Consider the following 23831-nt stretch of genomic DNA (forward strand, 5'->3'; position numbering starts at 1 on the left):
GGGCATAATGGTTATTGAACAACGGATTCCGCGCATCGGTTTAGGTACTTATCGGATGAAAGGAGAGGTGGCCATTAACTCGGTAAAAATTGCACTTGAGTTAGGTTACCGGCATATAGATACGGCGCAAATTTATAAAAATGAAGCAGAGATTGGCCATGCCATTGCGCAAAGTCAAATCGCTAGAGATGAAGTGTTTTTAACGAGTAAAGTGTGGCTAGATAATTTAACGCCAAAACGCTTTCTGCCAAGTGTTATAGAAAGTTTGCAGCAATTAAAAACCGATCACCTTGATTTGCTGTTAATACATTGGCCGGCGCCCAATGATGAAACAGCGATGGCGGTGTACTTGGATGAACTTTGCAAAATAAAAAAGCAGGGACTCACGCGATTTATTGGCGTGTCTAATTTTACCTGCACGCAATTGGCATCAGCGATGAGTTTTATGCCAGCGAATGAAATCTACACCAATCAAATTGAAGTCCATCCATATTTGCAAAATAATAAGGTGAGGGATTTTTGCAGGCAGCATAATATTTTGGTGACCGCTTATATGCCGTTTGCCGTCGGTAAAGTTTTAGCCGATCCGCAAATTAAAAATATTGCCAACCAATATAAAGTGACGAGCGCACAGATTGTATTGGCTTGGGCATATTCGCAGGGAATGGTTAGTATTCCGTCATCAACTAAAAAGTCTCATTTATCTGCCAATTTGGCGGCTTTAGAGTTTAACCTTAAAGAACAAGACATACAGCTGATCAATCAACTTGACTCAAATCAGAGACAAGCTAATCCTGACTTTGCGCCAGTTTGGGACTCGTGTTTTAGCTAGTCAAAACTAACCATAGGTTTAGTTGTTTTTATGACGCTTTTATGAATTTTAAGTTCAGTGCTACTCTTTTATCTGTTTTGAATTAATATATCGGCTCATTTCTGTTTTTATAACCAACTAAATGGTTTTTTATGCTGACTAGACGAAATTTTATTGTGGGTGCGGGGTCGCTGGCGTTTTTAGGTTTATCGAAAAGTGCTTTTGGCAAACTTTCATTAAGTAGCTTGACTGATAAAGTGTTTGCTTATGGTTCATTAATTAAAGATCCTCATGATTTATTAGATTTGCCGTCAGGTTTTAGCTATCAGGTTATCTCCCAACTTGGTGATAAAATGGACGATGGGTTTACCGTACCGGATAAAGCGGATGGTATGGGCTGTATTCAGCTTGATGAAAACAGAGTCGCCTTAATTAGAAATCATGAATTAAAACCAACCGATTTAGCCAAAGCAGAAGCCAGTATCAAACATCATAAAACAGCATTGGCTTATGATACAGATCAAGCGGGCGTCGCACTGCCGGGTGGCACCAGCCACATCATCTACAATGTTAAAACAGGTCAAAAAGAACAAGAGTTTTTGTCTTTGGTGGGGACGATTCGAAATTGTGCTGGTGGGATCACCCCATGGGGTACCTGGCTGACCTGTGAAGAATCAGTCCTTGATAAAAGTTCAGGTGTTGGTAAATCTCATGGTTTTGTATTTGAAGTGCCAGCCAATGCTAAGGGCTTGATTAAAGCAACCCCATTGCCTGAACTAGGCCGATTTAATCACGAAGCCGCTGTGGTTGACCCTAACACAGGGATTGTTTATTTAACTGAAGATAGAGGCGATAGCTTATTTTATCGTTTTATTCCAAAAGAGTACGGTCAATTGCATAAAGGTGGTCAATTACAGGCCATGGTGATAAAAAACAGTGCGCAGTTTGATACACGCAATTGGCAATCAAATGATATGCCAATCCAACAATGGTTTGATGTGGAGTGGCTTAATATTGATAATCCTTTAAGCCCTAATGATGATTTACGCAAGCAAGGCTATCAAAAGGGCGCTGCGCTTTTTGCGCGAGGTGAAGGGATTCACTGGGGAGACAATGAGTTGTATTTTTGTTGTACCAATGGTGGCGCTAAACAACTTGGGCAAATAATGCGGTATCAACCATCTACCAATGAGGGGCAAGCGAGCGAAAAAACACAGCCAGCGCGAATACAGCTATTTATGGAAAGCCATCAGGTCGATTTTTATAACTTTGGGGATAACTTAACGGTTGCGCCGAACGGACACCTAATTGTATGCGAAGATCAATATACAGACGAGGTGAATAATCATTTACGCGGGGTTACGCCAGAAGGGCGTGTATATGATTTTGCACGCTTAACTGCGCCGACTGAGCTTGCGGGCGCTTGTTTTTCGCCGGATGGACAAACACTTTTTGTCAATGTATATGCGCCGGCAAAAACCTTAGCCATAACTGGACCTTGGGCGAGCTTTTTAGAACAAAAGCCAGCTTAAGACTTAGCTAACTCAGTTTATTTATCGGTCAGTCGTAAGTCGTAGTGCAGCCGCAGTCGGCTGCCTGAATATTTGTATTTGATAAGACAAAGACCAACTTTCTCCTTGTTTAAAATACTGATCACCAGCAAATAAAAAAGCGGGGCTTATAAAAGGCATATATTGGGAAACATACCAGGCTTCAGTCTGTTTTGTCACTGAGCTTTGGTTATTTGATATTTGTACCCCGCCATTATCACCACCATAATAAAGCCAGGGTAAATTTTTGCCGTGGATCTGTTTGGCTAAGGTATTTTGCTGATAGCTGAACTGCCAGTATTTTTTCAGTTCAGGTGAAAAGCGCCATGATAAACCCGCATAACCGCCATACGAACGTCCATTCTTTTCACCAAGGATTGGGGTTCGTGATAAATGTACAGCTTCTAGTGCGGTAAAATCTGCCATCCAATCGATATCTAAAGAGCCATCTTTTTTAGGGGCTGATACACTGATTATGCGCTTTTCGCTGATCATAGAGTGCTTATGAATTTGGTACAGAAGTATGAGTTTAATTATTGCTGAGCCATCGTCATTTAGTGTTAAATCAATATCGCTTAGTAGCGTAGTGCCGTCTGAAACACCTGTCTGTTTGTCCTCTTCCCAAAAATTTGTCCCATTAATAAATTTAAAAGAAAACCATAAACCTTTATGCCAAGGATGTTCATCAGAATCCGGTTGATGGCGGGTAATTAAAGTTCTATCGGCTAAATAGATTGGATGAAAAAAGGGCTTGTCGAACTTATTTTTATAGTTAAACCGCCAAATAACGGCTTTATTGTTATCCAACAGAGTTAATGAACCTGTTTGTTGCCGCCAACTGATCGCGTGTGCCGATAGACTGAATAAATGCAGTAATAAAAAAAACAAAAGCGTTAATACGCTATTAAAAAACCTATTTTGCATGGTTAAGGGCTCCGGTGACAAAAAGTAAACCATCTAATAAATGAGTTTGCATCATTTTATTAAAATAAGTATCGCCATGATGACCAAGCGATGTATAAAAGGACCGACCACCATCGTAATGGTGAAACCATGCAATGGGATGATGTTCGCCATGAATTTTTTTGCCCTGATAACTGGTTTCATCAACGGTTAAAATGTCGATGCGTTCGGGGTTTAGATTAATAAAGTTGTACCACTCATCGGTAAACATAAATGAAGCAGGTAAACGGTTGATAAAATAATCTGTCGTGTTTATTTTATTCAGTCGTGCAGATTGGATTTTGGGGTGGCTGATAAAAGTGCCGCCAACAAGTTTAACAAACCATGGCCAATCAAGTTCACACCAAGCGCTTGCATGTACACCCATAAAACCACCACCTGATTGGATATATTTTTTAAACGCTTGGCGTTGTGTAGGATTAAATAGTGGGCCTGTTGTATTAATGAATACAATGGCATCGAAGTTTGTTAGTTTATCCGTGGTAAACTCAGCCGAGTTTTCGGTTTTATGTACGCTAAACTGATATTGTTTACCTAACGCTTCAAACGACTCAATAGCCTCTTTGATGGATGCATGCCTTACTTTAGTCGTTTTACTAAATAAAAGAAGATTTTTACCTGCTAATAATGTTGAGAGATCATTTTTTGCATTAGCATGGAATGTATGAATTAAACCGAATAATAAAACAAAAGCCGATATTATATTGCGTAGCTTTGTTAGAATAACTGCCATTTTAATTACCTTGTTGCAACATGGTTACATATTTCAATTATTTTAAGTTAAAAATAGATCAACATTCGTTTAAAATATACTGGTCATTATTCAATGGTAAATATTTAACATGAAAGACATTGTTAAAGTAGCTCGCTATTTCAGCCAAGATGGGGTCCTGCATGCAGATAACTGCGATCTACTGGAGAAAGCTGCACGAGAAAAAAAGCTAACGATGAGTGCTATTTCACGTCGCGCGTATCCAGGCCAGCGATTAGCTGATTATGCAATGCCGGGGCTTTTGTCATTTGGCGTTTGGGATTGCCGAAAATTGCAAGACTGGCATCTTACCCCTCACAGAAACGAAGGGGTTGAAATCACCTACTTGGCAAAAGGAAGTTTAAATTTTACCGTTGATGAGCAAAGTTATGTATTGACCAAGGGCGCTGTTAGTGTCACACGACCATGGCAAAAGCACAGTTTAGGTGCGCCAAAGCTTGGGTATTCTAAATTATTTTGGTTAATTATTGATTTAAACGTGCAAAAACCAGATGACCAATGGCGATGGCCGGCTTGGGTTGTGTTAGACGTCAATGAAATGGCCAGTTTAACCAATTATCTTCAACATACAGAACAACATGTTTGGATGGCTAACCAAAAGGTTCAGTCAATATTCAAAAAGCTTAATGCGCTGCTTATTAAACAAATTGAACAGAGTCAGAGTTATTATTCTTTAATTACACTCTGTATTAATGAATTATTACTCTCTTTGCTCGATTTATTTAGAAGCCAAACGACCATCCTTAATAATCATCTGTCGTCAAAAACATATACAGTTGAACGTTTTTTGCAGGCTCTACCGGAAGTGTGTGAGCAAGCATGGGATCTAACACAAATGGCGAATGAATGTGGCTTAAAACGAAGCCAATTTAGCGAATATTGTTATCAATTGAAAGGCATGTCACCAAATGATTATCTGACCACATGCCGTATTGATAAAGCAAAGCGTTTGTTAATGAATAGCGCTTTAAATATCACCCAAGTTGCATTTAGTGCCGGTTTTAGCAGTAGCCAATATTTTGCTACTGTGTTTAAAAAGAAAGTGGGCATGACGCCTATTTTGTTTAAAAATTACCAGTTAATAGAGCGGTAAATACTAGACGCTTAGTTCGCTTAGTTTGTTTATCATTTAACAAAAAACAAACAGAGAGCGTTTATGAAACAAGCAACTTTTGCGATTTGGCCATTATTATGTATGTTCAGTGTTTTACCTTTTATGTCATCTGCCGAGACGAACAAACCAAACGAACGGGTAAACATAGTAGCGCAAGGTAAAACACTGTTTGTTGATAAAGGCTGTGTTGAATGCCATGCAAATAAAAAAGGCGATACATCTTACAAAACCGGCCCTAATTTGTGGGGGCTCTTTCAAAAAACGCCTAAAATGCACTCTATTTATCTATCAAATGGGCGTTTAGCTCGGGTGGAAGCAGATCAAGAGTATTTAAAAAATTCGTTATTAATTCCGGCAACTCAGCTAGCCATACAGGAATTGGGCCCCGAAAGAGGGAGTCCATATTTAGCAGTCATGCCTAAGATCTTTTTAAATGGCCATGAGCGCAACGCTTTGTTTGCTTATTTAAAAACTTTGAATGAAAAAAGATATCGTGGGCCGCAGGAAGTTTGGCGTAGTATTTCTAACACCAATACCAAACAAAAACAGCGTTATGATAACGAGTTGTGGGCGGGGAAAGATGCAACTTTTTCTCGCCATCATATAGCAGACGTTTCAACGCGCAGTATTCATATTGCTTTGCCAAATAAAACCAATTATAGCTTTGACAGTAAAGACTTCTCGGTTAAAAGAATTTGGTCAGGCGGTTTTTTAGATATCACACCGGAGCGCACGAATAGAGGTCGTGGTTTAAACGAGCTGCCCAGTACGGCCAAAGAGTGGAAAGACCTTGTGCACTTATTACCCTTAACAAGCGACGGTAAACCTGTTGATTTAGGGTTTAAGAATTGGCCCACGTTTAAAACTGAAGGTTTGCTTGAGCAGTACCGGATAAAAAATGAAAACTCTAACTTTGCGCAACCTTATTTGGATCAAGTTAATGCAGCCAAAGGTCAATTTTTAGGCATCGACCATCAAAACAAAAAAGCACCTATTCTAATGTATAAAATTGAAGGTGTGACCTATCGCCAGGCCGTAACACTGTCATTAGATGGACACATTCAATTTGCTTTTGCATTAGACAATAGCCAAAAACCGGTGCGTTTTAAGCTTGACAACATTAAAGAAAGGTTAATCGAAGTTTCGCATGGCACCGTTAATGAAGATATATGGACGGTCCCAGTTGAACAACAAACCGCGTTTTCGATCCGTTTTAAACTAGATGCGCCCCAACTTTCCGAAAATGCCGCGAATAACCTACATGAAGTGACCCATGATAAACAACCGGTAAAAATGGTGCAGGATGACGAAGCTAAACTGCCAGCTGGCTATCAGGCGTTTAATATAATGGCGCCATTGGATAAGTTCGGGCGTGAGCAGCTATTTGAACCTTTAGCAATAGATTTTGCGGTGAATGGTGATGCTGTGATTGCCTCTCGTACATCAGGAATATGGAAAATCAAGGACAAATATTGGCATTTTTTTGCGGACGGCTTTTATGATCCGCTCGGGGTTTATATTGAAGATGAGGCGGGTGATCAAATGGTGATTGCGCATAAACCTGAATTGACTCGATTGACTGATGTAGACGGTGACGGGTACGCAGATACTCATTATACAATTAATGACGATTGGCGTTACGCTGGCAATTATTGTGAGTACGTTCATGGGCCTGTACCTGATGGTCAAGGCGGTTACTTTTTGAACTTAAATTTGGCTCATGGCGGCGATAAGGTGCATGGTGGGCCTATGGGAACCTTCGGTGGGTATGATGGCTGGCTGGTGAAAATTGATAAAAACGGCGTATTTACCCCATGGGCAAGCGGGCTTAGAAGCCCAGCTGGTTTAGGTTATGGCTCAAACAAACAACTTTTATATACTGATAATCAAGGGGTTTTTGTTGGCACTTCAAAAATGCATCTGGTGAAAAAAGATGCTTATTATGGTTACCCCGCAAGTTTGAAAGATCATCCCGATCATAGAGGCAAATCTATCAATTGGCAGCAAGTGAACAAAAAAGCAAGGCTAGCTGAAATCTATTTCCCGCATGGGATTGTGGGTAATTCACCGGGCAATCCAACATTTGACTCTACAAAAGGTGGGTTTGGACCTTTTGCTGGTCAGATCTTAGTTGGTGATCAGAGTCTTTCTAATATTTCGCGGGTGGTGTTAGAAGAAGTGAATCACCAGTGGCAAGGGGTTGTGATCCCTTTTATCAGTGGATTACAGTCGGGCGCTATGCGATTAACTTTTGCGCCCGATAATAGTTTGTGGGTTGGTCAAACAGGACGTGGCTGGAGCGCACGTGGTGGTCATTATCAAGCACTGCAAAAAATTGTTTGGGATGGCAAAACCCAGCCATTTGAAATTAAAAATGTGCAGCTCACTCTATCTGGATTTAAATTAACTTTTAGTGATAGTTTACAATCTAACAAGATAGCGCAAGCAGATATCAGCGTAAAATCTTGGCGCTATTTAGATACCAATGTTTATGGATCCCCTAGGTATGATTTAGAGACACACCAGGTAACCGATTTATCGCAAGCAGACAAAAGTATAAAATTTAATATAAAAAATATGCGAGCGGGCTTTATTTATGAAATCAAACTCGCGGACATTAGAGCGAGCGCAGGCACGGAACTGGGGCATAACAGTGCCTATTATACTTTACATCAACTAAAACCATAACGGCTCAAGCCTCGAGCCTAATTGTTATATCGATTTTGACGCAGCAAATTAGTAAACCTATAGGCATCAGCCACTTCAGAGTTTTTGTTCCGGTTTTAAGTTTGCGAACGGTTTAATCATTAAAATTTTATTTTTTTGGAGCTTTTTGATGCTTAACCTCAACCCTGCTGCGTTCATTTTAAAGTCTTTGTTTAATGGCTTGCTCGCTGGCAACGCAAAACCAGTTACGTTTAAATTGGGTTTTATTTTTGGGCTAGTTTTATTTTTAAATTTTTTTCGCAGTGCAGAAGTGTTGGCTGCGAGTCATAAAAAGCTTGAGTCACCTAATGTTATTTATATCATCGTTGATGATATGGGCATAGGTGACATTAGCCCATATGGTCAAGAGAAAATACGGACACCTAATTTGCAAAAAATGGCAGACGAAGGATTAACTTTCACTCAACATTATGCAGGAAGTACCGTATGTGCGCCGTCGCGTGCCTCTGTGATCACTGGTTTGCATTCAGGACATAGTCAAATTAGAGGCAATTTTGAATTAGGTGGTTTCACTGACGATAAAGAATACGGCCAAATGCCGTTGGATCCGGGCACGCCAACAATCGCAACGGTAATGAAAGAAGCTGGCTACAAAACAGCCCTAATAGGTAAATGGGGATTAGGAGGTCCTGGTTCACATGGTGAACCCACTAAACATGGTTTTGATTACTTTTTTGGTTATTTAGATCAAAAACAAGCCCACAACCACTTCCCAACACACCTTTGGCGAAACACCAATCAATTTCCGTTAGGGAATGCTTGGTTAGATCCACATCAGACTTTGCCCGGGCACGTTGATAAAAATGATCCAGCCAGTTATAGGGTGTATCAACGAGATGATTTTGCCCAAGAAAGGCTGACACAAGATGCTTTAAATTATATCAAAACACATAAAGATGGGCGCTTTTTTATGTACCTAGCTTATGCAGGGCCGCACGCTGCTTTGCAAGCACCACAAGATCTCATTAACGAGTACAATTTTGATGAAACCCCTTATACAGGTGAAACTCATGGTAACTATGTTCCTCAGCTAAAACCAAGAGCGGCAAGAGCAGCCATGATCACCCATATAGATCAAGGTGTCGGTCGTTTGCTCGACTTGTTAAAAGACCTAAATATAGATAAAGATACTTTGATTATTTTTACCAGCGATAATGGGCCTAGTTTTGAGGGGGGCGCTGACTTAGACTTTTTTAACAGCAATGCTAAGTATCGAGGGTATAAACGGGACTTGTACGAAGGGGGCATTCGAATGCCTACCATTGCGCGTTGGCCGGGCAAAGTTGCCGCTGGTGTAAAAACCGATCACCTTTCTGCGTTTTGGGATTTAATGCCAACACTTGCCGAGCTAACTGGTGTCAGCGCGCCGAAAAACACGGATGGGATTTCTTTTTTGCCCACCTTGTTAGGTTCCAAAAAAATGCAAGCTCAACACACAAGTTTATACTGGGAATTTCATCAGGGTAAACGACGCCACATTCAAGCCGTTCGCATTAATGATGATAGAAAAGCTGCATGGAAAGCGCTGCGTACATTTGATAAAAACCATCGTTTGGATCCGCCAGTAGAATTATATGATTTAAAAACGGATCCCGGTGAACAAAATAATTTGGCATCAGAATACCCAGAGGTTGTTGCCCAAGCGAAACAACTAATGCAATCGTCGAGAACGCGATCGACTTTTGAGTACTGGAATTTTGATTATTTACAGCCAGCAAACTAAATTTATTACAAGAGGTAATTTGTTGAGTGATCGTTCAAGTTTGTTTATAGTAAGCATACATATTAAGTTGGAGTTTAAAACGTGAAAGACAAAATTAAGCTGGATATAGTCTCTGATGTTGTTTGTCCTTGGTGCATTATCGGCTATAAACATCTGTCTGCGGCGATTGAATCTTTAGGGATTGAAAACCAAATAAACATTGAGTGGCAACCATTTGAACTCAACCCTGATATGCCAGCGGAAGGCGAAAACCTAGTTGAACATGTTGCGCGTAAGTACGGGGCATCAAAAGCAGATAGCGAACGCGCTCGCGCCCAAATCACACAAGCTGGCGCTGATTATGGATTTACATTTAACTACTTTCCAGAAATGAAAATTGTAAATACCTTTGATGCGCATGTTTTATTGACTTATGCGCACTCAATAGGTAGACAAACTGAGTTAAAAATGCGCTTGTTTGAAGCCTTTTTTAGTGAACAAAAAGACGTGTCTAAACCTGAAGTTTTAATAGAGGCCGCAATTCAAGTTGGCATAGCAGAGGATGAAGCAGCAGCGGCGATTAAAAGTAAACAGTTGCAAACTACAGTGAAATTACGTGAATCTAATTGGCTATCATTGGGAATTGATGGTGTGCCAACTGTTATCATAAATGGCAGTCAGGCGCTCACGGGCGCACACCCAGAGCACAGTTTTAAAGCCGCTCTAAAAAAGGTCATTGCTCAAGCGAACCAATAAATTTAAATCGGTTTAATACAACTAGGTTTGTTATTATGGCTAACCCAAGAAGCAGTTTAATCTCGTTCGCTGATGGGCCTTATTATCATCGTATCCCGATGCGTGCGTCGCAGCTAAGTCAATATAATTAATATATTGATTTATAAAAGGCGCTTTTTGAATCTTTAAGCTGGGTCAACATATTTGCTTTTTATAATATGAGCGGCCGAACTTTCTAAAGAGGAGTATGCTGGCTTTTGCGACGGTTGAGATAAAGCGACTAGTGGGAGGTCATTAAACGTACCGAATAGATGAACTATTTGAAGCGTCAATTAACATAGGGTATTGTATTTAACATAACGTACATTATCGGGTATTTGAAAAAATGCAAAGCAAGTCATGTTTAGTTGTTTTTGTCATATTTAATTGTGGTTTTTAAGTCTATACTTATCAAGAATCCTAGTTAAGTAATCAGGTAGCGTTACGATGTTTTTCGGAAAAAACAAATTATTAAAAGAAGAAAATGCAAGATTATCTGCCGAAGTGCAAACTTATCGGCAAATAAAAGAAAGTTTACAGTATGAAATGATTCATATTGGTTTAAATCAACAAGGCCAAATTACAGATATCAATGATAACTTCACCAAGACTGTTAAACTGACATCTAATCAGACGATAAACCGTCCATTTAAAGATTTGTTAGCACCTGCTTCATTGCAATCTGAGCACAGCCAAGAATTGTTACGCGCTATAAAAGATAAAAAACATTGGCATGGCGCAGTACAAATGCTCGATGGCCAAAATCAACCGGTTTGGTTGCGTGCAATTTTGCAACCCGTTAAATTGAGTGATGGTAATACGAGTCACTTTTTAATTTATGCTACTGAGCTGACTAATACTATCCAATTAGCATTTGAGCATGAAGATTTGGTTAAAGCTCTATATCGTTCATCTGCTGTTATTCAATTCGGTTTAGATGGCATCATATTAGACGCAAACGATAATTTTCTATCTGCCGTTGGTTATTCAAAATCGGAGGTTATCGGTCAACACCATCGAATGTTCTGCCGCCAAGAAGACGCAAACTCAACAGAGTACAAAGAGTTTTGGCAAAAACTGCAGCGCGGTGATTATGTCAGCGGACGTTTTCAGCGTTTGAATAGCCGCGGAGAGCCTTTATGGCTAGAAGCTAGTTATAACCCAATTCATGACTCACAAGGTCGTCTTTATAAAGTTGCTAAATTTGCGACAAATATAACAGAGCAAATGGAACGAGAGTTTGCGATTTCCGAGGCCGCTGAGGTTGCTTATGCAGTCTCCGAAAAAACAGATGCAAATGCGACCCAAGGTCGTCAAGTTATTGATACAACTAAAGATACTATGGAGTCTTTGTCTAAACAAATGGGCTCAGCCGCGCAAGGAATAAGTGAATTAGATAAACAATCACAAAGAGTGACTGAGTTAGTTAAAAGTATCAGCGGTATCGCTGATCAAACAAATCTATTGGCCTTAAATGCTGCGATTGAAGCAGCCCGCGCCGGAGAACAAGGTCGTGGTTTTGCGGTGGTGGCGGATGAAGTTCGACAGTTAGCTTCTCGCACTAATGCAGCAACCGAAGAAATTGTTTCGGTGGTTGCTGAAAATCAAAAATTGACAGTTAAAGCGGTTGAGTTGATACAAGAAAGTCAGAAAAAAGCCGAAGAAGCACTACAATATTCACAAGAATCCGGCAATGTGTTTAATAATATTCAAATAGGTGCACGGGAAGTAGTCGATGCAGTCGGTCAATTTACAAAAAAATTATAAATTAAAATCTCAAGCAGTGTTTAAAATCGCTAAGTTTAATACACTGCTTAACGAAGTTTGTATACGCGTCCTCTTGTCTGACACGCTGTGGTCAATTCAATCATATCGGTGCTTAAAGGCCGCCGGATTTTCGATATTGGCCCGGCGCTAATCCCACCGATTTTTTAAAGCGTTTTGCAAAATTAAACACATCCGAATACCCTACTTGTTCGGCTATTTGTTGGATGCTCCACTGGCTGTTAGTTAACAGATACTTGGCGCGCTGCATCCTGAGCTTAATCAAATATTGAATTGGGCTAAGTTGGAAATGCCTTTTAAATAGTTTATGCAGGTGTGGACTTGAATAATGAATAGTTTGTGCCATTGTCTCTACTGTCCAATCGTAGTGCAGTGATTTTTCAATATCACGCCTTAATTGTTTAAGTTTGGCTATTTCTTCTGATATGGGTGTCGCGTTAAAGGTTTGGTTTAAATAATGAGCCAATAACTTAATACTCGGCGCTCTAAGTTCAGCTGAGCTTTCATAATATAAATGGCCTAACAAGTGAAAAATTTGTTTTCCGTTTGCACAACTATGTATACCTGGGGCCAAATTGTGAAAAGATTGCCAATTAGCGGTATCGTCTAATGCAAACCAAGCCATTTCCCAGTAATCAGCCTGCAACTCTAATAAAAATGATTGACCCGCTGGTATCACTATAATTTGTCCTTTGCGAGCGATGAGTGTTTGTTGATTCATAGTGACAGATATCTCACCGTCGTTGCAGTAAAATAAACTATGTGTATACGGACTAATACGGCCGACTTTATAGTGCCCTCTAAGATGCGATATCCCAGATAGGTGAATGTTTAAACTTTCTAATTCTGGTACTTTTTCGCAATCGACAAAGCGTTCTTTACACGCTTCACCGATCTCTAAAATATCCCCAATATTGTTTGCTAGAACCATATTTTAAGTCCTTATGATAGTTTTGAACATATTAAAGATAGTCTAAACCATACTGTAAAAAGTGCCAGTTTGAGAGAATATACTCATGGCTTAGCAATAAAGCTAACGCCACTTGTTTATTTAAGTGAGGAAGCAAACCATGTCTAACATTGAGCTTTTAGGCTTTGTATCTGCGTTTTTAACAACTATTTCATTTTTGCCACAAGCGATACAAGTGATTAAAACACGCAATACCGAGTCCTTATCACTGGCGATGTATAGCCTGTTCACTTTCGGTGTGGCTGCTTGGACAGTTTATGGCTTCATGATAGGTAACATTGCGGTGATAGCTGCGAACATTATTACCTTCGTTCTTGCTGCTATTATTTTAACTATCAAAATAATCAATGAGTTGAATAAACGTCAAGTTGTCGATGAAACATTAACTGGGAAAGTACAAGGATAATTAGACTTTTAGTTGATCACCGCTGGAAAACCAGCGGTGGATCTTACGATCTTATTGTTCAGCTTCTTTAACAAAGATCACCCAGTCTTTATGCTGATCTTTTGGTGGTTTACCTAAATCGTAAAAGTCAGGCTGCCAATACCCTTCATCTTGCGTATCCGCTTGAAAAGATTTTATGCTACCGGTTTGCAACTCACCACCTTCACGTGGGTTGTACCAATGGATGTTATATTGTCCTTTAAAGCCACGCATTTTTATTTTTAATTCTTTTTTTGCACTTTTTGCAAACATAATATAAAACTCGCCATCTTTTGCTAAAGCCCAACCATGATTCAGTGCTTCGTCTTGATTGACAGCATTTTGATAATCTACATCGATAAGTTTAAAAAAATCTAACGCATATTTGGCTTGGGTCCAGAAATTATCCCGGCTTCTAAAATCTTCAGCTGTTAAGTCTGAATGAGGTCGTTTATATCCAAAATACCATTCTGTCCCCCAGGCGCCAGCTGTTAATGCACCCCAGAGACCATTGGTTCGAGCGTCGTTATGTAAAGGATCAAACTCATCGGGCTGTAATGCATATTCGGCATCACCAGGCTCATCAACTGCCACTGCCAATGGCCGTTCATTGACTACTGGCCAGCTCCGTAATCGTTTAACTTGGTCGTGCACACTGCCAAAATCTTTGCGCCCTGTTTGCAAAGAAACGCCAGTATAATAACTGTCGTTGCCAGTAATATCTTCAAAAAAGTTACCATTGTGGATGACAACATGATGCTTATACGGGTCATTTAAATAAAAGTATTTTGCCATCGCCAAACGTTGCTGGGTGTTTTGAGGCGGCGTTTGATGGTTTGCATACCATTCTCCGTTTTCTTCACCCATGTTCCAGTTCAGAGCCAAATGATGAGAAAACCTAGCAATTAATTCACGATAATAAACTTGCCGCTGCAGGCCCAATCCCCCATTATCTAATAAGCCCTGGTTTTCTACTTCTTGAGTTTTAAAATGTAAAAACAAACCTTTATGTTGAGCGTGGCTGAATATGATATTCCACTGCGCGAGTTTTGATACATCGTACCTATCATAAGTCTCATAATTGATAAATGGGTATACGTTTTGATCGTCGCCTTTAATATTCAAAGTTAAAAAAGAGATTGAATTCATGCCTTTTTGACTTAAATAATTGATCGCACCGATAAGGCCTTTCCCCTTACCATTTTGCCAGCTTGGATCACCTGGTTGCCAATCTTTAATATGTGGTTGCCAAGTTTTTACTAAATGATCTTTATGACCATCATTATGAAAGTCTCCATCAAAATCTTTATATGAAAGCAGATTCTCAGGGGCATCTGGGCCCGCTTTAATAAAATAACCGCCCTGCTCTGAAAATTTTAGGTACGGTTCCCCAACATATTTAAGGCGGCCACGCTGACGAAAGTCTGGATACGGTTTATCTGAAACTTGCACCGTAAATTTGCCTCGTTGGCCATCTAATGGCTGAACGATTTTACCCGTTAATACATTATCAGAGATTGCAACATACGGGCCTGTTCGAAAGCTAATTCGCCAAGACCAGACACCTATTTCATCTGGGCTGAATCTAACGCGCCATTTATTGCCATCAGTTGCACCTGTTTGTGCGGCGTTACCGTCCGCTGCAAAAAATCCGGGCACTTGATAGCTTTTACCTGTTTTTTTATGGATGAAAGTTGCGTTAAGACGGTAGTCTGTAAAAGGATTGATTTTACCTGTTTCGGATGCGTGAGGCCCCTCAAAGGTCAAGTTAATGGTATGCCATTTTTTAAGCTCTCCAGTTATTTGGGGTTGTGCAAGCAAAGGCGCACAAAAAAAATTAAGCACACATAGATAAAACGCAGCATATCGTTGATAAACAGTAAATATTAACATAAGACTCCTTTAAATGTTAACGATAGACTTTAATTGGTTAACATACTATAAGAGGTCAGGAAGATTATCTAGCTCAAACTTCTGTAAAAAATAAAATGGGCAGCTTACGAAGTCGTGTTGAATTGCGAGTAACTTTTTAAAAAATGAATAAAATAGAGCGGCTCAGCGGCCGCTCTATCGGATTATTATGATGTTGAACGATAAAATTTAAAAATAGCCACGTATACCAAAATGCAGAGTTCTTCCGGCTATTGGCGCTTCATCTTTAATAAATGAGGTGTGGTTTTTAGCATAAACATCACCAAGATTATGTGCTTTTAGATACACAGATATATCCTGCTGAGCGATATTGAGGTTATAACTAACATTTGCGTCAATTAGGTTATAGCCGTTAGTTTGGCTTTCATATTGTGCAACTTTGTCCTGACTGTCATAGCGCGTAAAGCTGAGTTTACTTGTGAAAGCTTGCCAGTTGTAATTAATTTCACCGCCAAAGCGCAGTGGCGGTGTGCGAGGTAGATCACCCCCCTCAATTAATTTTGCTCTGACATAATCGGCAAACACTCTTGTTTTCAAATGTTCCGTAGCCTGCCAAACAAATTGTGCTTCAAAACCGTACAGTTTTGCATCTGCATGGTTAAATACAAACACCGGAAGCTCATCTGAATGTTCATGTTCTTCGTCATGATCAGTATCATGTTCATCAGCATCTTCATGCATTTCGTCTTCATGCTCATGTGAAAATTCAGCAAATAGGCCGGTTTCTGCTTGGTAGTAGTAGTTATGAACTCGATTATAAAAAACATTTACAACAAACCCAAAATCACCTTCATATTTTCTGAGCGTCAGATCAATGTTATTAGAAAGTTCCAATGGTTGGTCCGCAGATAACACATCTATATGATATTCGTTTTCAGCTTCTTCGTGAATTTCATATAGTGCGCCAATTTCGTAAGTTTGTGCCCCAATGTGTGGGCCAAAAGAGAGAATTTCTGCTGCAGACGGAGCACGTTCGGCGTGTGATACTGCTATTCCTAAGTTATAGCCCGGCACAAAATCCCAAACTACGCCCCCAGATAAATTTACGGTCGCAAAACTTTGATCAATGGCATCTACTTCAATGTCTTCGGTTGGGTGCTCGTTTTCATGGTCGTCACCGTGTTCATCACCATGTTCATCCTCGTCATGGTGATCTTCGTCGTCACTATGATCTTCGTGGCTGTGTACATCAAACATCTCAATCTGTGAAGATTTCGATTTCAGAGTGATGTACTCAGTGCGTGCGCCAAGCTGCACTAAAAAGTTACCAAAATGTTGTTCTTGCATCATTGCAATTGCGAAAGTTTCATTGTCTGAGGCCGGCGCAAATGCTTCGTCTCCAATGGCAGAAAACTCTGATTTTTTATAATGCAAGCTAATACCACCACGCCAACCAGCGATTTCTTGCTGCATAAAATCGAATTTTGCTTCGCTAGTCTGGTTGCTAAATAAGGTGCCAACTTCGCCATTTTCGATTTCAGCATGTTCGTAATCAGTGTACGATAAACGTGAGTGCAATGCTTTTAATGCGCCACTGTCAATATCTACTTCGCTTTGCAGTTGCACTCTGTCCTGAGTTAAATCTGCATAAACCGATTCACCTTCTTCGCCGTGCCCAGGGATACCATATTCGCGTTCTAACCGACCATAAGAAATTCCAGCATAGCCTTTGTCCGCGATATAACTGACACCCAAAGTGCCGCCCGTACTATCTTCAAAGCTATTATCGACTAGTTGCCTTATGCGATTTTTTTGTTTGCCTGCTTCATAATTTTCAGACTCGCGCCAGAAACCATCTAAATGAAATGCGAACTGCTCGCTACCTGTATTTAAGCTGGCAGACGCAAGTTTCTGCTGATCGTTGGTGCCTTTTTGCAATGTCCACTCACCAAAGGTGTCTGAGCTTTTAGGAATGCGTTCATCTACGACATTAACCACTCCACCAATCGCGCCGCTGCCGTAAAATAACGTCGCTGGGCCTCTAAGTACTTCAATTTGTTGCGCAGTAGTGGCTTCTGTGGTGACTGAGTGATCGGGACCAATACGACTAACGTCGCCAGCATCTAGGCCGTTCTGGCTGATTAATACACGGGGCCCGCTTAAACCTCGAATAACTGGGGTACTTGCAACACCGCCGTACGAGCTAGAATGAACGCCGATTTCTGATTTTAAACTTTCACCTAAAGTACTGGCTTGCTGCTCACGCAAGCGGTCACCGGATAATACACTCACAGGCATCGCTGATTCTATAGTTGACGAGTGAAACGGTGTAGCCGTCACATCTATCACTTCAATTGGCGACGAGACTAGCGTTATAGTTAATGTTTGATTATTTTTTTGATTAAAATCTATCGCTTGGTTTTTATGCGCGTAACCACTGGCAGAAATATGTAGTTCTGGATTTGATTTGTTAGTATTTATTTTAAAACGACCATTCTCATCAGCAATGACTTTTTTATTAGACCCCATTACTGATATTTTTGCTTTGGCAATACTTTTACCATTTGCATTAAGAACCTGGCCGTTAATTGTCTGGGCTTGAGTGGCAGTTGTTAACAGTGCACTGCACACGAGTGCTACTTTGCTTAATTTGTACATATCTCCCTCAGTCTGTTATGTAATAACATTGATAAATGTAATGTTATAGTGTTGCTAGCACTAAATGCAAGTGCTTTCCTTAACTACGCATTAAATCGTTCTGTTTATGAAAAATATAACTATGACGATTCGTTCGGTTATAACTAAGTGATGATAAATGCATTAACACATTGCTTTGTTTGAGAATTTGGGGTTTGTGCGTATTCAACTTATACTCTCATTTATGACAATTTTATTTTAGGATCCCGAATGCACGGACATCATCATCATCATCATAACCAGTCCTCAGACCTTTCAAGTCAACGAATTGGTTGGGCGTTTTTTCTCAACCTGGTTTTTACCATCATTGAGTTTATTGGGGGCTTAATAACCAATAGTACAGCGATAATGGCGGACGCCGTCCATGATCTGGGTGATACGCTGTCGATTGGTAGTGCTTGGGTTCTGCAAAAGCTTGGTAAGCGCGGTGCAACAGCCGAATATACATACGGTTTTTTACGATTGAGTCTGTTAGGCGCTTTAATCAATGGCGTCATTTTATTAGCGGGCTCAATTTGGGTTTTAATGATTGCAATACCCAGGCTTGCCGAACCGGTGCAGCCTGATGCTGAAGGTATGTTCTGGCTGGCTTTATTAGGTGTTTGTGTAAATGGCTACGCCGCTTATAAATTAAGTTCGGGTAAAACATTAAACGAAAAAGTTTTAAATTGGCACTTGATTGAAGATGTACTCGGTTGGGTGGCAGTTTTAGTGGTTTCTGTTGTGCTCATGTTTGTAAACTTACCTATTTTAGATCCTCTGTTATCAATAGGTTTTACTTTATTTGTATTGGTTGGGGTTGCACGTGTGCTTTTTAAAACGTTAAACCTTTTTTTGCAAGCGGTGCCGGATCCTCAGATAAAACGAGCAGCAGAAGATGTGTTTATGAAACAAGCCGAAGTGGACGATGTTCATCATCTACATTTGTGGTCACTGGACGGCGAACAGCATGTACTCACTGCGCATTTAGTTTTGGCAGAACCATTAAGTTCGTTTGATACTATGGCACTCAAGATACGCCTCGCTGACGAGTTAGCGCAATTTAAGTTAGCACATACAACGATAGAATTTGAACATCCTGGTGAAACTTGTCGTGATAAGGTAGACGTATAAATGTCAGATATCATCGTTAGTTTATTCTTTGAGATGATCTTGTACTACCCTGGACACTATTTAGGAAAAATTCTTAAAAAGAAAAACAATCTGCTTTTTTGTATGAGTCTTAGTCTTATCTTTTGGGCATTACTGGCGAGCTCTGGTTTTTTGATTTTTACCCATTATTAGCAGACACATTTATCGTCTTCGATTGTATATTAGCGGTGTCATTTTTACTTGATTGCAGCTGGAGTGAATTTGCAGCCTTTTGTTGAAAAAATATTTTTAGATGAATCCAAGTCGCTTGCGTTATTTGAGCGGACCGAGCCGGATAGCATACCTTTTGAATGGCATCACCATCCAGAAATCGAACTGACTTTAACTTTAAATAGTTATGGTCGTCGTTACATCGGTGATCACATCGAAAACTATTACGAAACTGACCTAGTGCTTGTTGGCAAAGGTACCCCGCATACTTGGGCATCGTGCGGCAAGTATGATGAAAATAAACCCCATAAAGTTTATGTTGTGTGGTTCAGATCGGCTTGGTTAAAGTCGTTAATAGAACTCTGCCCTGAGCTCATATCGCTTGCTAAATTAATTGAAACAGCTCAAGGTGCATTGGTTTTTTCACCGGCATTAGCGCTCAGTGTAAAAGCTCAAATACTCAGTTTATTTGAACTGCCACAAGTTAAGCGACTGCCGGTGTTTATTTCAATTATGACTGAGCTTAGTCAGAGCAGTGCAAAACGCATTATAAGTCCACTGTGGATAAGGACCAGCCAGGATGAGCGTTTGGATCGGGTCTTAAATTATTTGAACAAAAACTATCACAACAAAGTGTCAGTAGAAAAACTTGCAGCCCTTGCTAATTTAAGTGAATCTGCTTTTTATAAACTATTCAAGCAGCACACACGTATAACCCCAAAAGCCTACATTAGCCAATTGAGAATTGGCCGAGCTTGCCAACTTCTTAGTCACAGCGATAAAAAAATAGCGCTAGTTGCCAACCAAGTGGGTTATTTTAGTCTAGCGCAGTTTAACAAAGAGTTTAAACGTCTTAAAAAGCAGACTCCACTTCAGTTTAGAAACCAACAGTCCCCGCAAAATTAATAATGTCGAATGGCTGCGACAATTTGTCACATTGTATTGATTTGGCCACAAGACTATGATTGTCTGATAAAAATATGGAATACGGACCTACAAAAAATGCATCTTAAACTCTTCAAAGTTAGCGGCGTGGCCACCTTTCTAACGTTTGTTTTGAGCGCCTGTGGCTCGGACTCTGCAACCGAAAGTGAATTTGAATCGCCGGCAGATAATTACCCTTTTAAACTTGAATTTGCCGCAAAAAGCCGGGGCGATTCGGCTGATTGTGATACTTTATTGACCGGTTTCGGTAGTGACAATTCACATAGCATTAAAGTCAGTGACCTACGTTTTTACGTTAGTAATATCCAGTTATACGATTTGAATGGGGAAAACATTCATGCCTCGTTCGACGACAGTGAATTTCAATTAAATCACCAAAAAGGTTTTGTCGGTTTAATTGATTTAACCTCAAACACCAGTGGTGCCTGCACAGATGCACAACTGTCGGGTACCCAGCGAGATAATTCTTTCATCAGCGGTGTTAGCCAAGATAATGGGATACGAGCGGTTTCGTTCGATATTGGGGTGCCTCAGAGCGTTATGAAATCTGTAATTAATGCTTATTCGGTAGAAGATGCCCCGACCCCATTAAATGAAATGTATTGGTCGTGGGCGAGTGGATACCGCCATTTTGTTTTAAATTTTCAAATTGAAACCGATCAAGGTGTTAGTGGGCAAGGCTTGGTTCATATTGGAAGTCGAGATTGTGGTGGGGATGGTTTAGTCGCACTAACCGAAAAAGAACAGTGTGATTTTATTAATACTGCAAAGGTTCACTTAGAAAACTTTGATCCAAATCTTAACACCATACTAATTGACTTGCCCGCCTTATTAGCCGATGTGCGGTTTACTGCTACTACAATCGAATCATCGAATGGTGAACATACCTTGGGACATGCATCGGCGTCATCCAGCCCAAGAGTGAGCTGTCACTCTAGCCCTCAGCAAGTAGATTGCCCCGCTATTTTTGAGAACTTAGGTATAAAAATGTCAGATGGGCGTTCGCAATCAAGCACAAACAAGGTATTTATTAAAAATTGATGGGTAATATTTCTCGCTGTTCATCGTTGAACACTTATGTATTCGCGTTAGGCGTCATGTGCCTGTTAGTAGCTTGTTCACCGGAATCATCTAGTGAGCTGATTATCGACCAAAACGAGACTGAACTGCGCAATTTATTAAATTTGCCGGAACATATGCCGTTACCTGCAGTGCCAGAATTTAACCCCATTAGCGCCGAAAAAATAAAACTAGGCCGATTTTTATTTTATGATAAATCTTTATCAGCGAATCAAACTCAATCTTGTAATAGCTGCCATTTTCAATCGCAGGCATTCGCTGACGGAGCACAAACGCCTGTTGGTTCAACAGGCCATGCGTTGGTGCGCAATAGCCAAGGTTTAAGTAATGTTGCCTTTAATGCAACTTTTACTTGGGCAAACAATGGTTTTTTAGAGCTTGAAGACCAATTGAATGTGCCAATTCGAGCGGATGATCCCATTGAACTAGGGGTAACCGATAGCCACTTGGCCGAAGTTTTGACGAGGTTTGACGTTGATCCGAATTATCAAAAAATGTTTGCGGAGGCTTTTCCTGACAGTGAATCTGGCGTTACTATAAATAAAATTATTTTCGCTTTGGCGAGTTTTGTTCGTACCCTTAATTCTGGTCAAAGTGCTTATGATAATTATTTAAATGGTGATAAAAACGCGTTAACTGAACAGCAGAAGTTGGGCCTTAAATTATTTAATGGTGAAAAATTTGAATGTTTTCACTGCCACACCGGGATTAATTTTACAGTGTCGTACCGTGATAGAAATACGACTAATTTGACCTATCCCTTTTTTAATAATGGCTTGTATAACTTAGATGACACTGGTAGCTACCCCGAATCTGATCAGGGTTTATATGACTTAACCTCAAAAGACATGGATAAGGGGTTATTTAGACCGCCAAGTCTCCGAAATATCGCATTAACAGCGCCTTATATGCACGACGGAAGTTTACCAACATTAAGAAGTGTGATTGAACATTATGCTCGGGGCGGTACTTTAACCGCAGCCGGCGAAAATATGGGTGATGGTCGCCTAAATCCAAATAAATCTGCGTTATTGAATGGTTTTGACGCCACCGACGAAGAGATAGATGCGCTGATCGCTTTTTTAGAGTCATTAACGGATTACAACTTTATTTATAATAAAAAACTGTCCGACCCATTTAAGGAATAAAAACAATGCGAATATTTATCATATCAACTGGTTTGGTCACTTCGTTGGTGCATGCACATGCGCCAAGCTCAGCCCATGTCTCTACAGAGATCACAGCGGCAGCGGCTTTTACATGGCGTAGTGGTGAGAGTTTATCGCGAGATGAATATTGGTTGCCTGAGGGTTTTTTACTGGGTGGCGAAGCCATGCCGTATGAAAAAGGCGCAACGCTGGATGATTTCCAACTGCTCGCAAGCAAAAATTTGAATGATGCTTATTTTGTAAGAGGTAAACTCAGTGGGCATAACCATTCAGGTGAAAATACGCTAGAAGTCGAAAATTTATGGCTGGGAAAGTCTTGGCAGAGGCAAAATCAAATATGGCTGATAGAAGTCGGTAAGATGGCGACCGAAGTGACTGAAACAGCAAATTTTCATTCGTCTGATGATGATTTTAGCCAGGCTCATTTATTATCTGATTTTTTTTTCGGCCGTCATTTTGACGATACAGGGCTGCGAGTCACTTGGCAACAAGGCGATAGTACTGTAGGGATTGAAGTTTTTTCGGGTGAAAATTATCCAGCGAGTCGCGGTGAGTACAGTCAGAGTATTTATTTTAAAAAAAACACGTATTTGTTAGGCGCTCAGTTGGATTTAGGACTTTTTGCAATGATAAGCCAAGCTGAACGTCGCGCCGATGAACGTTATAGCGCACATAATCATAACAATGCTGAGCAACAGCCGGATCAAGTATTTTTTACTGGAGACAGTAAAATCTGGGGCAGCTATGTGGCACTATATTACCAGATCAATCATTGGCAGTTCGGCTTAGGTGGAGAAATGATTTTACTTGACAATAGTGGCCAAGTTAATCAGACAACACAATCGGCAAATATAGACAGCGAACAAACCGGTATACGCCTAACAGGAAAGCTTGGGTATCATGCGCACGAAGTGCTGTTTGACTATCAAAAGGTTGCCATTGAAAACAAATTTAGTAAAACCAGCAGCAGTTTTTTAACCAGCGCAAATCTATTTAACCAAGGGTTTGAACCAGAAAGAGTACGTATGTCGTGGCTTTACCATTTGAATGAGCATATATTGTTGCGCAGCGAATGGAGTCGCGAAGCCCTAACTGCCGCTATGGCAAAACAAAACCATATAGGATTTGGCTTACGGTGGCGCTATACTCTCTATTCCGCTCATTAATAGTTTAA

17 protein-coding genes and 2 pseudogenes are annotated in these 23831 nt (G+C 40.3%); 14 read left to right on the plus strand and 5 right to left on the minus strand.

What is annotated here, in order from left to right; genetic code table 11:
• The first annotated feature begins 7 nt into the window (after positions 1 to 7).
• The gene (dkgB, locus tag C727_RS0115255; RefSeq protein WP_017446520.1) at positions 8 to 832 is read left to right on the plus strand and encodes a 2,5-didehydrogluconate reductase DkgB; all 825 of its coding nucleotides are present in this window, start codon (positions 8 to 10) and stop codon (positions 830 to 832) included.
• A gap of 131 nt (positions 833 to 963) precedes the next feature.
• Positions 964 to 2343: an alkaline phosphatase PhoX gene (locus C727_RS0115260; protein ID WP_017446521.1), complete on the plus strand. Its 1380-nt coding sequence runs from the start codon at positions 964 to 966 to the stop codon at positions 2341 to 2343.
• 21 nt (positions 2344 to 2364) lie between these two features.
• Here the strand turns inward: C727_RS0115260 and C727_RS0115265 are convergent, their stop codons facing one another.
• Both C727_RS0115265 and C727_RS0115270 read right to left on the minus strand, forming a co-directional pair.
• Positions 2365 to 3285: a DUF6807 family protein gene (locus C727_RS0115265; RefSeq protein ID WP_017446522.1), complete on the minus strand. Its 921-nt coding sequence runs from the start codon at positions 3283 to 3285 to the stop codon at positions 2365 to 2367.
• The gene (locus C727_RS0115270) at positions 3275 to 4057 is read right to left on the minus strand and encodes a ThuA domain-containing protein (protein WP_017446523.1); all 783 of its coding nucleotides are present in this window, start codon (positions 4055 to 4057) and stop codon (positions 3275 to 3277) included. The genes C727_RS0115265 and C727_RS0115270 overlap by 11 nt, the downstream gene beginning before the upstream one ends.
• 109 nt (positions 4058 to 4166) lie before the next feature.
• Between C727_RS0115270 and C727_RS0115275 the strand changes: the two genes are divergently transcribed.
• The 6 genes and pseudogenes from C727_RS0115275 to C727_RS20040 form a co-directional block, all read left to right on the plus strand.
• Positions 4167 to 5189 carry an AraC family transcriptional regulator gene (locus C727_RS0115275; protein ID WP_017446524.1) on the plus strand — a complete coding sequence of 341 codons (1023 nt, stop codon included), beginning with the start codon at positions 4167 to 4169 and terminating at the stop codon, positions 5187 to 5189.
• A gap of 63 nt (positions 5190 to 5252) precedes the next feature.
• Positions 5253 to 7898: a c-type cytochrome gene (locus C727_RS19175; RefSeq protein ID WP_017446525.1), complete on the plus strand. Its 2646-nt coding sequence runs from the start codon at positions 5253 to 5255 to the stop codon at positions 7896 to 7898.
• Positions 7899 to 8046: 148 nt separating this feature from the next.
• Positions 8047 to 9660, plus strand: a complete 1614-nt coding sequence (locus C727_RS0115285; RefSeq protein ID WP_017446526.1) for an arylsulfatase — start codon at positions 8047 to 8049, stop codon at positions 9658 to 9660.
• An 81-nt stretch (positions 9661 to 9741) separates the two neighbouring features.
• On the plus strand, positions 9742 to 10395 hold the full coding sequence (locus C727_RS0115290; RefSeq protein ID WP_017446527.1) for a DsbA family oxidoreductase: 654 nt from the start codon (positions 9742 to 9744) through the stop codon (positions 10393 to 10395).
• Between the two features lie 564 nt (positions 10396 to 10959).
• Positions 10960 to 11592 (plus strand): annotated as a pseudogene (locus tag C727_RS20035) (PAS domain-containing protein); the annotation flags it as partial.
• Between the two features lie 159 nt (positions 11593 to 11751).
• Positions 11752 to 12180: pseudogene (locus C727_RS20040) on the plus strand (methyl-accepting chemotaxis protein); the annotation flags it as partial.
• Positions 12181 to 12292: 112 nt separating this feature from the next.
• Here the strand turns inward: C727_RS20040 and C727_RS0115300 are convergent.
• Positions 12293 to 13129, minus strand: coding sequence for a helix-turn-helix transcriptional regulator (locus C727_RS0115300; protein ID WP_017446529.1), 837 nt, complete (start codon positions 13127 to 13129; stop codon positions 12293 to 12295).
• Between the two features lie 139 nt (positions 13130 to 13268).
• On the opposite strand from C727_RS0115300, the gene C727_RS18690 reads away from it, so the two are divergent.
• Entirely contained in the window at positions 13269 to 13574 is a 306-nt protein-coding gene (locus tag C727_RS18690) for a SemiSWEET transporter (RefSeq protein WP_017446530.1), read from the plus strand.
• A 51-nt stretch (positions 13575 to 13625) separates the two neighbouring features.
• On the opposite strand, the gene C727_RS0115310 is transcribed toward C727_RS18690, so the two are convergent.
• Positions 13626 to 15485, minus strand: a complete 1860-nt coding sequence (locus C727_RS0115310; protein ID WP_017446531.1) for a DUF5060 domain-containing protein — start codon at positions 15483 to 15485, stop codon at positions 13626 to 13628.
• A 207-nt stretch (positions 15486 to 15692) separates the two neighbouring features.
• Positions 15693 to 18122, minus strand: coding sequence for a TonB-dependent receptor (locus tag C727_RS0115315; protein ID WP_017446532.1), 2430 nt, complete (start codon positions 18120 to 18122; stop codon positions 15693 to 15695).
• Positions 18123 to 18371: 249 nt separating this feature from the next.
• On the opposite strand from C727_RS0115315, the gene C727_RS0115320 reads away from it, so the two are divergent.
• From C727_RS0115320 to C727_RS0115345, 5 genes are all read left to right on the plus strand, one after another.
• The gene (locus C727_RS0115320) at positions 18372 to 19274 is read left to right on the plus strand and encodes a cation diffusion facilitator family transporter (protein ID WP_017446533.1); all 903 of its coding nucleotides are present in this window, start codon (positions 18372 to 18374) and stop codon (positions 19272 to 19274) included.
• Between the two features lie 234 nt (positions 19275 to 19508).
• Complete coding sequence (locus C727_RS0115330; protein WP_420196326.1) at positions 19509 to 20369, plus strand: AraC family transcriptional regulator; 861 nt, start codon at positions 19509 to 19511, stop codon at positions 20367 to 20369.
• 96 nt (positions 20370 to 20465) lie between these two features.
• Complete coding sequence (locus tag C727_RS18695; RefSeq protein ID WP_017446535.1) at positions 20466 to 21449, plus strand: MbnP family copper-binding protein; 984 nt, start codon at positions 20466 to 20468, stop codon at positions 21447 to 21449.
• 56 nt (positions 21450 to 21505) lie between these two features.
• On the plus strand, positions 21506 to 22636 hold the full coding sequence (locus C727_RS0115340) for an MbnH family di-heme enzyme (protein ID WP_017446536.1): 1131 nt from the start codon (positions 21506 to 21508) through the stop codon (positions 22634 to 22636).
• 5 nt (positions 22637 to 22641) lie between these two features.
• Positions 22642 to 23823, plus strand: coding sequence for a hypothetical protein (locus C727_RS0115345; RefSeq protein WP_017446537.1), 1182 nt, complete (start codon positions 22642 to 22644; stop codon positions 23821 to 23823).
• Positions 23824 to 23831: the final 8 nt, after the last annotated feature.

It is taken from the genome of Gayadomonas joobiniege G7 (assembly GCF_000300815.1).
In the GTDB taxonomy this organism is placed as follows: domain Bacteria; phylum Pseudomonadota; class Gammaproteobacteria; order Enterobacterales; family Alteromonadaceae; genus Catenovulum; species Catenovulum joobiniege.